Genomic DNA, 15675 nt, shown 5'->3' on the forward strand with positions numbered 1-15675 from the left:
GGCGCTGCGCGGGTCCGGCGCGGGTCGGCTCAGCGGGGCGTCAGCGGGCCGCGCGCCAGCTTGTGCTGCGCCGACTGTGCCACCGGCCGGATCGTCACGAGGTCGAGGTTCACGTGCGCCGGCAGCTCCACCGCGTGCACGATCGCCTCGGCGACGTCGTCGGCCACGAGCGGCTCCGGCACGTCGTCGTACACCGCGGCGGCCTTCTGCTCGTCCCCGCGGAACCGGGTGAGCGCGAACTCGTCGGTCTTCACCATCCCCGGCGCGATCTCGACGACGCGGATCGGCTCGCCGTTCAGCTCGAGCCGGAGTGCGCCGACCAGGGCGTGCTCGGCGAACTTCGCGGCGTTGTAGCCGCCACCGTTCTCGTACGCGACGAACCCGGCGGTGCTGGTCACCGTGACGATGTCCGCTCCCCCGGACACGCGAGCACGGTCGCGCAGGTGCGGCAGCAGCGCGGAGACGACGCGCTTCGTGCCGATCACGTTGACCTCGAACATGGCGCGCCAGTCGTCGACGTCGGACTCCTCGACACTCGCCGACCCGAACGCCCCACCGGCGTTGTTGACGAGCACGTCGGCACCGCCGAGGTCCGCGACCCGCGCGGCGAGCGCCGCCACGTCGTCGGCGTCCGTGATGTCGGCGACCAGGGTGTCGGCCCCGGTCTCCGCGGCGAGCGCCTCGAGCTTCGCGGCGCGGCGGGCCACGGCGAGCACGTCCCAGCCCCGTGACCGGAACAGCCGGACCGTGGCCGCCCCGATGCCCGAGCTCGCTCCGGTGACGACTGCGCGCCGTGCTGCCATGTGATCTGCCTCCTGCGTCGGTGACCGGGGCGCGTGGTGGCCCGGTCCGACCACCGTACCGAGCGGGACGGTTCCGGCACCGCACCGGGCCGTCCAGATCACGATCCGGTAACGTGACCGGCGATGACGACGGATGCCGCCCCTCCCGCCCCCTCGGCCCCGGCGACGCAGCTCGAGCCCGGTCGAGCTCCGCGCCGGATCCCGATGTGGGACACCGCGCGGTTCGTCGCGGTCACGCTCGTGGTCATCGGGCACGCGATCCAGCGGCAGACGCCGGCGAGCGAGCACGCCCTGGCGCTCTACACGTTCATCTACGCGTTCCACATGCCGGCGTTCGGCGTGATCAGCGGGTACTTCTCGTCGGCGGACACCCCGACGGCGAAGCGGATGCGCCGGACGATCACGGACATCGTGGTGCCCTACATCATCATGCAGACGATCTGGACCGTGGTGCAGGGCATCGTCGAGGGCGGCAAGGACTTCAACCCGACGAAGCCGACGTGGACCCTGTGGTTCCTGCTGGCCCTGGGCATCTTCAAGCTGATCCTGCCGTACCTGGCGCAGCTGCGGTGGCCGCTGTTCTGGGCGGTCGTGTTCAGCATCGGCGTCGGCTACTTCGACAACGTCGACTCCACGCTCTCGCTGTCCCGCGCGATCAGCCTGCTGCCGTTCTTCCTGCTCGGGTGGCAGGTCAAGCAGTGGGGCGTCTTCGACCGCTGGTACGAGGCGTCCCGCCGCACGGTCGTCCGGGTGCGGATCGCCGCCGTCGCGGTGTTCGCCGCGTGGGCGGTGTCGTGCGCGGTCTGGATCCCGCAGTTCAAGGAGTTCGACCTGCACCACTGGTTCTTCTACGACGACTCCTACTCGGGGCTCGGCGAGGACGCCTGGTGGGCGGGTGCGGTGCGCTTCGGCCTGATGCTGCTCGCGACCCTGCTGACGGCGTCGTTCCTGGTGCTCATCCCCCGTCGGAACGTCTGGATCACGCAGTTCGGCGCCGCGACGATGTACGTCTACCTGCTCCACACGTTCGTCCTCTACCCGATCCGGGAGTCCGGCGTCCTGGCCGGCGAGCACTCGGCCTGGCCGTTCGTGCTCCTCATGGTCGTCATCGCCTGCGTCGTGAGCCTGTTCCTGGCGCAGCCCTTCGTGCGGCGCGGGATGCGGTGGCTGCTCGAACCGAAGGTCGACTGGCTGTTCCGCCGCGACGCGTGACATTTCCGCGCAAGCAGTCGTCTTCGCTGCGCTCAGTCGGCAGCGCGCGATGTCGCGGCAGGCCGCGACGGATCCCCCGTGGTCGCCGCCGTCAGCCCCCGGGCACCATCCTGGCCGGGAGGCGCGGGGCGGCCCGGCGGGCGCGTTACGTCCCGAGGCGGGTGCGGTGGTGCGGGCCCGACCACGTGCGTACCGTGACACCCGACGCACAGCAGCGCCGAGCCTCCGGGCCGAGCGCAGGGCGACCCGACGACCAGCCGCACCGGACAGGAGCACCAAGATGACCGAGCACGACGCCGCGAAGTGGCAGTTCGAGACCACCCAGGTCCACGCCGGCGCACAGCCGGACCCGACCACGGGCGCCCGAGCGACGCCGATCTACAAGACGACCTCGTACGTCTTCGCGAACTCGGACGAAGCACGCGACCTGTTCGCGCTCGCCAAGCCGGGCAACATCTACTCCCGGATCATGAACCCGACGAACGACGTCGTCGAGCAGCGGATCGCCGCGCTCGAGGGCGGGTCCGGTGCCCTGCTCGTCGCGTCCGGCCAGGCTGCCGAGACCTACGCGGTGCTCAACATCGCGGGGGCGGGTGACCACATCGTGTCGTCGTCGTCGATCTACGGCGGCACGTACAACCTGTTCAAGTACACGCTGGCGAAGCTCGGCATCGAGACGACGTTCGTCGAGGACCAGGACGACCTCGAGGAGTGGCGCCGAGCGGTCCGCCCGAACACGAAGCTGTTCTTCGCGGAGACCATCGGCAACCCGAAGATCAACGTCCTCGACATCACGGGCGTCAGCGACGTCGCCCACGAGTCCGGCGTCCCCCTGATCGTCGACAACACGATCGCGACGCCGTACCTGATCCGTCCGTTCGAGCACGGCGCCGACATCGTGGTGCACTCGGCCACGAAGTTCCTCGGTGGCCACGGCACGGTCATCGGCGGGATCATCGTCGACGGCGGGAAGTTCGCCTGGTCGCAGCACGCCGACCGGTTCCCGGAGTTCAACACGCCCGACCCGTCGTACCACGGTGCGGTCTTCGCCGAGGCGGTCGGCAACGAGCTCGCGTACATCGTGAAGGCCCGGGTGCAGCTGCTCCGCGACCTGGGTGCGTCGAACTCGGCGGACACGGCGTTCGCGCTGCTGCAGGGCATCGAGACCCTGTCGCTCCGCATCGAGCGGCACGTGTCCAACGCGCAGGAGATCGCGGAGTGGCTCGACCAGCACCCCGACGTCGCCACCGTCGCCTACGCCGGTCTGCCGACGTCGCCCTGGTACGCCGCCGCGAACCGGTACGCGCCGAAGGGCGTCGGCGCCGTGCTGTCGTTCGAGCTCAAGGGCGGGGTCACCGCGGGCAAGGCGTTCGTCGACAACCTGCAGCTCTTCTCGCACCTGGCGAACATCGGCGACGTCCGCTCGCTCGTGATCCACCCGGCGTCGACCACGCACTCGCAGCTCACCCCCGAGCAGCAGCTCACCACCGGGGTCACGCCCGGCCTGGTGCGCCTGTCGGTCGGCATCGAGAACATCGCGGACCTGAAGGCCGACCTCGAGGCCGGGCTCGCCGCGGCCCGGGCGATCGCGCAGGAGAGCCAGCGCGCGTAGGTCCCGCGCGGCCTGCCTGCCTGACTGCCTGGCTCCCTGCCTGCCTGCCTGCCTGCCTGCCTGCCGACGCAGAACGACAGGGTCGACGTCGTACGACATCGACCCTGTCGTTCTGCGTCGTTCCAACGCGCCCGACCCGCCCGACCCGCCCGGCGCGCCCGCGGCCCGGACACCCGGCCACGCGCCGGGCGTGACGTAACACGGCGGCGGCGACCCGCGCCTCCCGGCAGACTGGACCCACGATGGACTGGCAGACGACCCCCGAGGACTCCGTGCCGTCCACCCTGGTGCCCGGCACCGAGCTCGGCACCCTCGGCAAGCCGCCCGTGACCGGTGCCTGGCGTCCCGGTGACCACCCGGGTGCACGCCACTTCGAGTCCCTCGGCGAGCAGTGGGTGCGCGGCGGCCGCCTGCCGTCCGTGCGCGTGGCGTACGAGACGTGGGGCACGCTCAACGCCGCCCGCGACAACGCGGTGCTCATCCTGCACGCGCTGACCGGTGACTCGCACGTCGCGGGTGACCCCGGCCCGGGACACCGCACCGCCGGCTGGTGGGGCGACGTCGTCGGGCCCGGGCGGGCGATCGACACCGACCGGTGGTTCGTGATCGCGCCGAACATGCTCGGCGGCTGCCAGGGCACCACCGGGCCGTCGTCGGTGTCGCCGTCGGGCGCGGAGTGGGGCGCACGGTTCCCGTTCGTGACGGTGCGCGACCAGGTCGAGGTGCAGGCGCAGCTCGCCGACCGGCTCGGCATCGAGACCTTCGCGGCCGTCGTCGGCGGGTCGATGGGCGGCATGCACGCCCTCGAGTTCGCGGTCTCGCACCCGGCGCGCGTGCAGCGGCTGGCGGTCCTCGCGTCGACGGCGCAGACCACCGCCGACCAGATCGCGGCGAACTCGCTGCAGCGGGCGGCGATCCAGATGGACCCGGCGTTCGCCGGCGGCGACTACTTCGAGGCCGAGGCCGGCGAGGGACCGCACCGGGGCCTGTCGCTGGCCCGGCGGATGGCGCTCATGACGTACCGCGCGTCGGACGAGCTGAACAGCCGCTTTGCGCGGTCCTGGCAGAGCGACGTCTCCCCGCTCGGCGACGACGGCCGGTTCTCGGTGGAGAGCTACCTCGACTTCCACGGCAACAAGTTCACGCGGCGGTTCGACGCCTCGAGCTACGTCACGCTGACGTACGCGATGGACTCGCACGACGTCGGAGCCGGTCGCGGCGGGGTGTCGGCCGCCCTCGGGCTGGTGACCGCCCGGACCCTGGTGGTGGGGATCTCGAGCGACCGGCTGTTCCCTGTCGAGGACCAGCACCGGATCGCCGCGGGCGTGCCGGACGCGCTCGACGGGGACACCGCAGCGGTGATCGAGAGCGAGTTCGGACACGACGGGTTCCTCATCGAGCACGAGCAGGTCGGGGCGCACCTGCGGCGGTTGCTGGAGTCCTGAGCGGGGCCTGCCGCCACCGCGGCGCGCCGAAGACCCCCCAACGGGTGGCGCGCGTGGAATGATGGCGTGGAGCCCGGCACTGACCGACGCTCGGTTTCCCGCACCACCCAGATCGTCACCAACCAGGACATCGATGGACTTCATCGCACAGGAACGCGACCGCTTGCTGCGGTCGGCGACCCGTGTCGTGGGCATCGTCTGCGCGCTCGTCAGCGTCGTGGGCATCCTCTCCGCCGCCGCCGTGCCCACGCCGCCCCTCATCGGCGCACTCCTCTGCATCGCCGCGATGATCACCGCCCTCGTGTGCTTCGGTCGCGGCGGCGAGGTGTGGTGGACCGCCGCCATCGTCGTCGCCGGGCTCGCCACGATGGTGCTGCTCTTCACCGGCGTCGAGGACTCGGCGAGGCCCCTCGTCGCCAGCGCCGTGATGCCCCTGGCCGCCGGCGGGCTCTCGGCACCGCTGATGGCACAGCGCGGGCACCCGGTCGGGCTCGGCATCACCATCGCCGGGGGCGGTGCCGTGGTGGTGCTCATGGTGTGGGGGTCGGGCTCGCTCCTGTCGACCCCGGTCAGCGGCGCACTGCTCGGGTGGATCCTGATGGCCGTCGTGGCGATCTGGATCTCGCGCAGCATCCCCCGCGTCGCCCGCCGCATCTACAGCATCGGCACCGCCCACCGCGCCGAACGGCAGGCCAGCGAGACCGAGGCGCAGCGCCGCCAGGGTGCCCGCCTGCTGCACGACACCGTGCTCGCGACCCTGACGCTGCTGGCGCACTCCGGCGTCGGCGTCTCCGAGCAGGCGATGCGCGAGCAGGCCGCCGAGGACGCCCGACTGCTGCGGCACCTGCGCCTCGGTGCGACCCCGCAGCCCTCGCAGTCCGGTGACTACTCGCTCACCCGCGAAGAGGAGTCACCGCTCGGGCAGACCCTCGAGTCGGTCAAGCAGCGCTTCGGCCGGATGGGGCTCGAGGTCAGCTGGCACGGCACCGGGCAGGTCCTGCTGCCGTCGAACGTGCTCGACGCGTTCCTGCTCGCGCTCGGCGAGTGCCTCGAGAACGTCCGTCGGCACGCCGGCGTCGGCGAGGCCCACGTCACGATCGTCCACGACAACGAGGTCGTCCGCGCGATGGTCACCGACTCCGGCGTCGGCTTCGACCTCACCACCGTCAGTGCCGAGCGACTCGGCTTCAAGGAGAGCGTCGTGAACCGCCTGCGCGAGGTCGGCGGCGACGCGAAGCTCTTCTCCGCGCCGGGCTCCGGCACCACCGTCGTCCTGGAGGCACCGCGATGACCCGGGTCCCCGAGGACACCATCGGCCGCCGTCTGCCCGGCGAGACCGCGCCGCCAGCACCCCGCACCCGCCGCGAGGCGCGCGAGCGGTACCGGACGAGCGAACGTCGCCAGGCCCGAGGGCTCCCGTCGACGTCCACCGGCGCCCGGTCCCTGCGGCAGGCCGCGAAGCCCGGCGCCTCGCTCGGTGCTGGCTACCTCGGCCTCGGCGCCGCGGTCCTCACCGCGATCGAGGCCGTCGCCGGCATCGCGTTCTTCCTGGTGCGCTGGAACGAGTACTCCGACCCGTGGTTGCCCGCCGTCGCCTGGGGGCTCTACGTCGTCGCCGCCGTCGGGGTCGGACTCAGTGTCCTGACCTACGGCGAACGACTGACGGGTCCGGCGTTCGCGTTGATCTGCGTCGTGCTGGCCTGCGTCGTCACGCTCGACTTCATCGGCATCTGGCCCGAGCACGACATCGCGCACACCGCCACGGCGTCGATGGCCGCGGGCTTCGCGCTGCTGCCGATCGCCACGCTCCGACCCGCCCGTGAGGTCGCCGTCGCCATCGGCGTGCTCGGCATCGCGTTCATCGTGATGGCGGTCGCGTCGACGCCGATCACGAACGACACCATGCCCGGCATCGTGTCCCTGCTGTCGCTCGTCGTCGTGCCGCCGGCGCTCGCGCTGTACGTCGTGCAGCGGTTCCGGCAGCTCGTGCAGCGCGAGCTCGACCGGGTGCTCGTGCAGAGCAACGTGCAGGCACCGCAGTTCGCCGTCGGCATGCTCGCCTCGGACGAGCTCGCCCGGCTCGACCTGGCCGCCGAGAAGCTGCTCGACGCCGTCGCGAACGGCACCGACCCGCTGCCGTTGTCCGACGCCTCGAGCTCGGTCGCCGCGTCGCTCGCCACCGAGCTCCGCCTGCACCTGATCGAGGGCCGTCGCGAGACCTGGCTCTACCACGCCATCACCGAGTCCGACCACCTCGGTCGCTCGGTGAGCGTCGCCGACCCGACGGCCCTGGCGGGGCACCTCTCCCCCACCCAGCGCGACGGGCTGCTGCAGGCGATCTGGCAGATGGTCGGCGACGGCCGCACCGCGCAGCCCGGCATGCCCGTCGTCTCCGTCACCCTCGGCCCGATCGGTTCCGACGGCCATCCGGTCAGCGACGACACGATGGACGTGCCCGTCGTCATCGAGTCCCGCGGGGTGCCCCGGCGCAGCCTCGGCCCGACGGCCTGGAGTGCCCTGCAGCGCATCGGCCCGTACACCGAGACCGTCCGCGACGGCGCGCTGCACATCGTCGCGCACTGCGTCGTGAACCGACATCCGTCGATGTAGCCGCCGGACACCCGCACGCCTGACCGACTTCCGGCCCGGATCCTCCTAGGATCGGCCGAGCAATCCGCACCGAGAAAGGACGCCAGCATGGCGACTCCAGAGGAACCGATCCGACTCGCACTGGTCGACGACCACAGGATGCTCCTCGGCGCGCTCACGGAGTGGATCCGGAACGCGGCCGACGACATCACCCTGGTGGCCGCCGTCACGACCTGGCCCGAGCTCCTGACGAGCCCGGCGTTCCCGGTCGACGTGGTGCTGCTGGACCTGGACCTCAAGGACTCCATCCCGGTGTCGCTGAAGATCTCGACGCTCAAGACCGCGGGCGTCAAGACCGTCGTGATGAGCACGTACTCGGAGCCGAACGTCGTGCGCGAGGCCCTCGGTGCCGGCGCCCTCGGGTACCTCGTCAAGAGCGAGGACGCCGACATGATCGTCGAGGCGATCCGCTCCGCCCAGCGCGGCGAGCAGTACGTCTCGGCCGAGCTCGACCTCGCCATCAACAGCGGCGACGTCGGCGGTGTGCCGAAGCTCAGCGCCCAGGAGCGTCGCGTGATGGCCCTGTACGGCGGTGGCGAGCCCGTCAAGAGCGTCGCCTACCAGCTCGGCATCTCCGAGGAGACCGCGAAGAGCTACCTCAAGCGCATCCGCGAGAAGTACCGCGTCGCCGGCTTCGACGTGGGCACGAAGGTGGCGCTCCGGAAGCGTGCGATCACCGACGGCATCATCGTGCAGGACGGCAGCCCCCTGGGGCTCTAGCGCGCGTGGCGCGTTCCGCTTCGTGAGCAGCAATGGTCGGGTCCCGTGACGGGACCCGACGGTTGCTGCTCACCATGTGCGGTGGCCGCACCACGTGACGGACGGGAGGCCCGTGGCGGCGTCGCCACGGGCCTCCCGTCCGGTGGGTGCGTGCGCGCACCCCACGTGTCAGGCCGTCGGGACCGGTGCGGTGATCGGGCCGGTGGACGGTGACGAGGAGCGGACCGCGGCACGACGGGTGCTCCGCCGTTCGACCGCGTAGCTGACCATCGTCACCAGGACGCCGAGCAGCGCCAGGCCGATGCCGAGCCAGCCCGGTGCGAGGAACCTGAAGCCGGCGGCAATGACCGCGCCGCCCAGGGCCGCACCGATCGAGTTGCCGATGTTGAACGCCGAGTGGTTCAGCGCCGCCGCGATCGTGCGGGCATCCCCGGCGACGTCCATCAGGCGCGACTGCACCGCCGGCGGGATCGCCGACGAGGTCGCCCCGAGCAGGAACGCGCCGAGCAGCATGCCCCAGAGCCACTGCGCCGTCAGGACGGTGATGAGCAGGGCGCCGATGAGCGCGAACATGCCGACGTAGATCGTGCGCTTCACACTGTGGTCGGCCAGGTGTCCGCCGAGCACCCCGCCGACGACCATGCCGATGCCCACGACGACGAGCACGATCGGCACGAACGACTCGGGCATGCCGGTGACGTTCTGCACGAGCGGCGAGATGTACGAGTACACCGCGAAGAACCCGCCGAACCCGACGGCGCCGAGGCCCATCACGATCCACACCTGCGGCACGCGGAACGCCCGGAGCTCGCGGCCGATCGTGGCGTGCTCGTCGCGGGCGCTCTTCGGCACGAAGGCCGCGACGGCCAGGAACGTCAGGGCGAACAGCGCGGCCACGACGCCGTAGGCGACCCGCCACCCGGCCACCTGTCCGACCCACGTGATCGCCGGGACCCCGACGACGTTCGCGACCGACAGGCCGAGCAGCACCATCGCGATGCCCTTGCCGCGCTTGCCCGGGCCCATCATGTCGCCGGCGACGATCGACGCGATGCCGAAGTAGGCGCCGTGCGGCAGACCCGCGACGAAGCGGGCGACGAGCACCAGACCGAACGAGGGCAGCAGCGCGCTCGCGATCGTCGCGACGACGAACCCGACGAGCAGTACGAGGATCAGGCCCTTGCGCGGGAACCGTGCGGACATCGCCGCGATGGTCGGCGCACCGACGACGACCCCGAGGGCGTACGCGCTGACGAGCCAGCCGGCGTGGGCGATCCCGGCGTCGGGGTCGATGCCGTACTGCTCGGGGAGCAGGGCCTGCGCGATGTTCGGCAGCAGCCCCATCGCGACGAACTCGGTCGAGCCGATGGCGAACCCGCCGAGGGCGAGCGAGATGAGCGCGAGGGTGCGACGCGCAGGCGTGAGCTGTGACATGGGGCCTGTTCTCGTGCGGGCGGAGCGGGACGACGGTGCAGCACCCCACCGGACGGGGCGGCCGTGATGTCCTGGTCCGTCGAGTGTAGACCGCTCCAACGGACCAGCGAAAGCCCGCCGGAGGTCAGGCCGCCTGGCGCTCCGGCGTGCGGGTCCGTGCCGGGGTCTGCTCGGGCAGCTCGTCGCGGTGCACCCATCCGGTGCCGCACTCCGCGCAGGTCGCCCAGGCGTTGTCGCCGTGTTCGTCCGTGTCGATGACGACCGTTCGCAGGTCGCAGTCGGGGCACCAGCCGTCGTGCATCATCACGCGCTCCTCGTCGTCTCGCAGGCCACCCGATGTGGCTCGATGCAGACCATGAGACACCCGACCACCGACATCCGAGGGACCGCTCCGGCGTGTCGTCCGTGCCGCCGCGGGCTACTCGCCGAGCGCGGTCTCGAGCCGTTCGAGCTTGCCGTCGATCTCGCCGGTGTGCCCGGGGCGGATGTCGGCCTTGAGCACGAGCGACACCCGCGTGCCGTACGCACCGACGGCCTCGGTGGCGCGCTTGACGACGTCCATGACCTCGTCCCACTCCCCCTCGATCTCGGTGAACATCGACGAGGTGCGGTTCGGCAGCCCGCTCTCGCGCACCACGCGCACGGCGGCCGCGACGGCGTCGTGCACGGACCCGTCGGACGTTGCAGCGGGACCACCGGACGGAGCGACGGAGAAGGCGACGATCATGCGTCCATCCTGCCCGGCTCGGGCTGGTCGTGCACAGACGGCGACGAGCGCGCCGACACCCGTCCGGACCCCGCGCGACGCCCCATCCGCACCAGCACGACGACGCTCCACACCAGGATCGCCGCCTCGAGCACGTTCCGCACCGTGAGCACCACGAGGATCCACGGCTGCACGCCGAGCAACTGGTCGTAGTAGCCCGGGTAGACCACCTGCGTGAGCAGGGCCATCGGCAGCGCGAGCACCGCGATGGGCACGAACCGACGCGCACTCGGGGTGCCCGCCGCGAGTCCCCACACGATCGGCACCGCGAACCAGCCGATGTACTGCGGCGACCCCACCTTGTTCGTCGCGATGAGCGCCGCCACGAACAGGAGCGCGAGGACCGGTGCGAGCTCGGCCCGACGGGCACCGCGGTGTGCGGCCCAGAGCGCGAGCACGACCCCGGCCACCACGACGACGGCCATCAGCGGCGTCGACACCGCGGCGGCGACGGACGTGCCGGCACCGGACACCTCGAAGGTCAGGATCTCCTGGTCGTAGAAGACCGCCGCTCCGGGGACACCGAACGCAGCGGCCCACATGAAGGGCGTCGCGAGCGGTGACTCGATCTGCAGCCCACGGCCGGTCTGCTCACCGACGAAGGACAGCAGGTACGGCGCACCGCCCCACAGCACGTCGACGAGCACGATCAGCGCGCTCAGCACCAGGGCCCCGGCGAGCACACCCCGGCGGTGTCCGCGACGCAGGAGCAGCAGCACCGCGACGAGCGCCGCGGGCCACACCTTCGTCCACGCGCCGGCGGTGAAGAGCGCGGACGCGACGGCCGGCCTCGAGGCGACGAACGCCACGCCCACCAGCGCGAACACCGTCGCGACGGTGTCGATCCGACCGAGCGCGATCGGCCCGAGCGCGAGCAGGAACAGCAGCCACCACCAGACGACCCGCACGCCGTGCACGCCGAAGCGGTCGGACGACCCGACGCGGGCCCGGAACCGCCACAGGAACGCGCACGCCACGGCGTCGAGCACCACCATCAGCAGCAGCCAGCCGGTGCCGATGGACTCGACTCCCCCGAGCGCCGCGGCCGCCATCGGCACGATCGCCAGGATCGGGTACACCCAGGCGCCGTCGACGCCGACCCAGAAGTCCGCGGTCCGCCCGGTCTCGATCCAGCGGCTGTAGGTGATGGTCACGTCACCGAGCGGCAGGTTCGCCGACACGAGGGTCAGCCACCACAGGAACCCGTGCACGGCGACGAACGCCAGGACGAAGCCGGCGAGTTCGAGCCACCGGGTCGAGGTCCTCTGCACCGGACGAGCGTAGCGGCCGGACCGGGCGCGATCGCTGCCACGGACTCAGGGTCTCCCGAGCATGACGTGTCACCGTTCTGCTCGTGACCTCCGACACCCCGCGCAAGCGCCGCAAGGCCGTCATCTGGATCTCCGTCATCGCCGCCGTGGTCGTCCTCGGCGTCGTCGGCGCGGTGGTCTTCACGAACGTCTACACGAGCACCGAGAACGCGAAGGCCTCGGCCGCGCCGTCCGTCGCCGCCACCCGCCAGGCCTCCACCCTCGACGGTACGGACCTGTCCGGCGAGTGGACGGTCGGCGGCGATTCCGAGGCCGGGTACCGCGTCCACGAGGTCCTGAACGGCTCCGACGTCACCGTCACCGGCCGCACCGACAGCGTCGCCGGCACCGCGACCGTCGACGGCACGAGCATCACCGCCGCGAAGATCACGGTGCAGGTCGCCGACATCACCACCGACTCCGACCAGCGCGACGCCTACTTCCGCGACTCCGCGATGGACGCCGCGGCCTTCCCCGAGGCCACCTTCGAACTCACCGCGCCGATCGCCGACGCGGTCCCGAGCGGCTCCGACACGACGACCGTGACGGCTCCGGGGAAGCTGACCCTGCACGGCGTCACGAAGGACGTCACCGCGAAGCTGCAGGTCGGCCTGAGCGGCGACGGCGTCGACATCTCCGGTTCGGTCCCGATCACCTTCTCGGACTACGGCGTGCAGGCCCCGAGCCTGGGGTTCGTCAAGGTCGACGACGCCGGTTCCGTCGAGTTCCTGGTGCACGCGACCCCCGCGAGCTGACGTCCGCGACGCGCGTCGCGCCCGTGACGTGACCGCAATCGGACGGGAGGCCCGTGGCGACGCCGCCACGGGCCTCCCGTCCGTCCCACGCTCGCGTCGACAACAAGCGACACCACCGACGTCGTACGACACCGACACTGTCGTCACCCCGCGCACGTGACTGTGGGCGCCGGCAAGGAGCGACGAACCCGACGTCGTACGACACCGACACTGTCGCTCCCGCGCACCCGCAACAGTCAGCGCCTGCAACGAACGACGAAGTCGATGTCGTACGACGTCGACACCGTCGTTCCACGTCGACGACTAGCCGCGCGCGTCCCCGTCGACGACCAGGTCCCGCACGACCCCCGGCAGCTCGGCGATGAGCGTCGTCATCGGGAACGGTCCGCCGCCGGACGCCCGCCGCGCCGCGATCCCGTGCACCACCGCGGCCGACGCGGCCAGGTGGGCGAGGTCCGACGGGGTGAGCGACGACCCGGCCGCTTCGACGGAGCCCTGCCGCGCGGCGACGAGCGCTCCGAGCACGCCGCCCAGCACGTCCCCGGCACCGGCCGCCGCGAGCCACGGCGTCGCGGACGCAGCCACGAGCCGCACCGACCCGTCCGGGGTGACCACGTGCGTCCGCTCCCCCTTGAGCAGCACGACGCTGCCGGTCCGCTCGGCCGCACGGAGCGCCGCGGCGGTCGGGTCCTGCTCGATCTCGGCGCGATCGACCCCCAGGAACGATGCGAGCTCGCCGGCGTGCGGGGTGAGCACGGCGAGCGGCCCGAGATCGACGAGCGGGATCGCCCCGGCGTCGACGACGACCGGGACGCCGTCGTCGGAAGCGTGCGAGAAGCCTGACGCCGTCGTCTCGTCCAGGTCACCGAGCGACGGCGCCGAGACACCGGAGCCGACGAGCCAGGCCTGCACGCGGCCGACGCCGGACACGACCTCGGGGCGGCGGGTGAGCACGTGGTCGGTGGCGCGTGACGGTCCGACGTACCGGACCATGCCGACCCCGGTGTGCACGGCGGCATCGACCCCGAGCACCGCGGCGCCGGGGTACTGGTCGGAGCCGGTGGCGACGCCGAGGACCCCGCGGCGGTACTTGGTGGACTCCCCCGTCGGCGCGGTGACCCACGCGGCGGCATCGGACGGTCGGAGGGGCACGAAGTCGTTCACCGGCCCCACGTTACGGTGGAGCGCATGAGCCTGTTCCTGCCTGGTCGCGTGGTGGTCTTCGACTACGGCGAGGTGATCAGCCGGACGCCGCACGCCTCGCGGGACGCCCTCGTGGCCGCCACCGGGGTCCCGGCGGACGAGCTGTTCCCGGTGTACCAGGAGCTCCGGCACGACCTGGACCGCGGCGACCTGTCCGTCGTGGCGTACTGGCGTGCGATCGCGGAACGGACCGGACGGACCTGGAGCATCTCGGAGATCCACCGGTTCTGGGCGATCGACTTCACCGGGTGGTTCGAGGTCGAGCCGGAGACCCTCGAGATCGTCGAGGAGCTGCACGACGCCGGCACCCGTGTCGCCCTGCTCTCGAACGCGGGCTTCGACTTCGGTGACCCGTACCGCCGCTCCCCGATGGGCTCGCTGTTCGAGACCGTCGTGGTGAGCGCCGAGGAGCACGTCCTGAAGCCCGCGGCATCCATCTACCGCGACACCTGTGCGCGCTTGGGAATCGACCCGGGTCAGATGGTGTTCGTGGACAACAGGGCCGAGAACGCCACCGGTGCGGAAGCGATCGGGGCGGTCGGCCACCACTACACGTCGCCGGCGTCGCTGCGGTCGTTCCTGACGGAACTGGCCGAGGCGCCGGCACCCGTCCTCTGAGGAGCCCGCGTGACGCACGCCCTGTTCGACCCGATCACCGTCCGTGACCTGACCGTCCGCAACCGCATCTGGGTCTCCCCGATGTGCCAGTACTCGGTGGACCAGCAGGACGGCGTCCCGACGCCGTGGCACCTCGTGCACCTGGGCGGGTTCGCCAAGGGCGGCGCCGGCGCGGTCGTGGTCGAGGCGACGGGTGTCGTGCCCGAGGGACGGATCACCCCGCAGGACCTCGGGCTGTGGAACGACCAGCAGCGCGACGCATTCAAGCCGATCGTCGACTTCCTGCACGAGCAGGGCGCCGCGGCGGGCATCCAGCTGGCGCACGCCGGTCGCAAGGCGTCGACCTACCGCCCCTGGGACACCACACACGGCACCGTCCCCGCCGACCAGGGCGGCTGGACCACGGTCGCTCCGTCGGCCGTGGCCTTCGACGGCTACGACGTCCCGCGCGAACTCGCGGTCGAGGACATCCGCGTCGTCGCCCTCGCCTTCGCGCAGTCCGCCCGCCGCGCGGTCGAGGCCGGGTTCGACCTGGTCGAGATCCACGCGGCCCACGGCTACCTGCTGCACCAGTTCCTCTCGCCGCTGAGCAACCAGCGCACCGACCAGTACGGCGGCTCGCTCGAGAACCGTGCCCGCGCGCTGCTCGAGGTCGTCGACGCCGTGCGCGCCGAGGTCGGCGAGGGCTTCCCGATCGTCGTCCGGTTCTCGGCCACCGACTGGGTCGACGGCGGGCTCACGCTCGACGAGACCACCGTGGTCGCCCGCTGGGCCGCTGAGCACGGTGCCGACCTGGCCGACGTGTCCACCGGCGGCAACGTCGCGAGCGCGCCGATCCCGGTCGGCCCCGGCTACCAGGTACCGCACGCCGCGGCGATCAAGCGCGACGCCGGCATCCCGACGATCGCCGTGGGCATGATCTCCGAGGCGTTCCAGGCCGAGCAGATCGTCGCGACCGGCCTGGCCGACGTCGTGATGATCGGTCGCGAGATGCTCCGCGACCCGTCGTTCGCGCTCCGTGCCGCCGTCGAACTCCGCGTGCCGGTCGACTACGAGCCGCAGCAGTACCACCGCGCGCGGATCACGGCCTAGGCGCGGTCGGTTCTGTACGGATTCACGGTTCAGCGACCGCGCAGGCAGTACGATTG

At 71.8% G+C, this 15675-nt stretch carries 15 protein-coding genes; 9 read left to right on the top strand and 6 right to left on the bottom strand.

Annotated features, from left to right (window positions below):
* Positions 1–29: 29 nt before the first annotated feature.
* Positions 30–803 carry an SDR family oxidoreductase gene (locus BIU89_RS03965; RefSeq protein ID WP_027465819.1) on the bottom strand — a complete coding sequence of 258 codons (774 nt, stop codon included), beginning with the start codon at positions 801–803 and terminating at the stop codon, positions 30–32.
* Between the two features lie 123 nt (positions 804–926).
* Here BIU89_RS03965 and BIU89_RS03970 point away from each other — a divergent pair, with 123 nt between their 5' ends.
* The 6 genes from BIU89_RS03970 to BIU89_RS03995 all read left to right on the top strand — a co-directional run bounded on the left by BIU89_RS03970 (position 927) and on the right by BIU89_RS03995 (position 8441).
* Positions 927–2015 (top strand): acyltransferase family protein, encoded by a 1089-nt coding sequence (locus BIU89_RS03970; protein WP_071244820.1) that lies wholly within the window; start codon positions 927–929, stop codon positions 2013–2015.
* Positions 2016–2295: 280 nt separating this feature from the next.
* Positions 2296–3627 (top strand): bifunctional o-acetylhomoserine/o-acetylserine sulfhydrylase, encoded by a 1332-nt coding sequence (locus BIU89_RS03975; protein ID WP_071244821.1) that lies wholly within the window; start codon positions 2296–2298, stop codon positions 3625–3627.
* A 242-nt stretch (positions 3628–3869) separates the two neighbouring features.
* The gene (gene metX, locus BIU89_RS03980; protein WP_027465822.1) at positions 3870–5072 is read left to right on the top strand and encodes a homoserine O-acetyltransferase MetX; all 1203 of its coding nucleotides are present in this window, start codon (positions 3870–3872) and stop codon (positions 5070–5072) included.
* Positions 5073–5205: 133 nt separating this feature from the next.
* Positions 5206–6363: an ATP-binding protein gene (locus tag BIU89_RS03985; RefSeq protein WP_027465823.1), complete on the top strand. Its 1158-nt coding sequence runs from the start codon at positions 5206–5208 to the stop codon at positions 6361–6363.
* Positions 6360–7682, top strand: coding sequence for a hypothetical protein (locus BIU89_RS03990; RefSeq protein WP_051596754.1), 1323 nt, complete (start codon positions 6360–6362; stop codon positions 7680–7682). The genes BIU89_RS03985 and BIU89_RS03990 overlap by 4 nt, the downstream gene beginning before the upstream one ends.
* Positions 7683–7769: 87 nt before the next feature.
* Entirely contained in the window at positions 7770–8441 is a 672-nt protein-coding gene (locus BIU89_RS03995) for a response regulator transcription factor (RefSeq protein WP_017888182.1), read from the top strand.
* Between the two features lie 168 nt (positions 8442–8609).
* Here BIU89_RS03995 and BIU89_RS04000 read toward each other — a convergent pair whose 3' ends face one another.
* From BIU89_RS04000 to BIU89_RS04015, 4 genes are all read right to left on the bottom strand, one after another.
* Positions 8610–9875 carry an MFS transporter gene (locus tag BIU89_RS04000; RefSeq protein ID WP_071244822.1) on the bottom strand — a complete coding sequence of 422 codons (1266 nt, stop codon included), beginning with the start codon at positions 9873–9875 and terminating at the stop codon, positions 8610–8612.
* Between the two features lie 124 nt (positions 9876–9999).
* Entirely contained in the window at positions 10000–10179 is a 180-nt protein-coding gene (locus BIU89_RS04005; protein ID WP_027465825.1) for a hypothetical protein, read from the bottom strand.
* Positions 10180–10293: 114 nt separating this feature from the next.
* A complete protein-coding gene (locus tag BIU89_RS04010) occupies positions 10294–10602 on the bottom strand; it encodes a thiamine-binding protein (protein WP_071244823.1) in 309 nt (102 codons plus the stop codon).
* On the bottom strand, positions 10599–11912 hold the full coding sequence (locus tag BIU89_RS04015) for a glycosyltransferase 87 family protein (RefSeq protein ID WP_083404141.1): 1314 nt from the start codon (positions 11910–11912) through the stop codon (positions 10599–10601). The genes BIU89_RS04010 and BIU89_RS04015 overlap by 4 nt, the downstream gene beginning before the upstream one ends.
* A gap of 83 nt (positions 11913–11995) precedes the next feature.
* Here BIU89_RS04015 and BIU89_RS04020 point away from each other — a divergent pair, with 83 nt between their 5' ends.
* Positions 11996–12706: a YceI family protein gene (locus BIU89_RS04020; RefSeq protein ID WP_071244824.1), complete on the top strand. Its 711-nt coding sequence runs from the start codon at positions 11996–11998 to the stop codon at positions 12704–12706.
* A gap of 303 nt (positions 12707–13009) precedes the next feature.
* On the opposite strand, the gene BIU89_RS04025 is transcribed toward BIU89_RS04020, so the two are convergent.
* A complete protein-coding gene (locus BIU89_RS04025) occupies positions 13010–13870 on the bottom strand; it encodes an ADP-dependent NAD(P)H-hydrate dehydratase (protein WP_071244825.1) in 861 nt (286 codons plus the stop codon).
* Between the two features lie 24 nt (positions 13871–13894).
* Here BIU89_RS04025 and BIU89_RS04030 point away from each other — a divergent pair, with 24 nt between their 5' ends.
* Positions 13895–14527, top strand: a complete 633-nt coding sequence (locus BIU89_RS04030; protein ID WP_071244826.1) for an HAD family hydrolase — start codon at positions 13895–13897, stop codon at positions 14525–14527.
* A gap of 9 nt (positions 14528–14536) precedes the next feature.
* Positions 14537–15619, top strand: coding sequence for an NADH:flavin oxidoreductase/NADH oxidase (locus BIU89_RS04035; RefSeq protein WP_027465830.1), 1083 nt, complete (start codon positions 14537–14539; stop codon positions 15617–15619).
* The last annotated feature ends 56 nt before the right edge of the window (positions 15620–15675 follow it).

The sequence above is a fragment of the Curtobacterium sp. MCBA15_005 genome (assembly GCF_001864855.1).
Classification (GTDB): Bacteria; Actinomycetota; Actinomycetes; order Actinomycetales; family Microbacteriaceae; genus Curtobacterium; species Curtobacterium flaccumfaciens.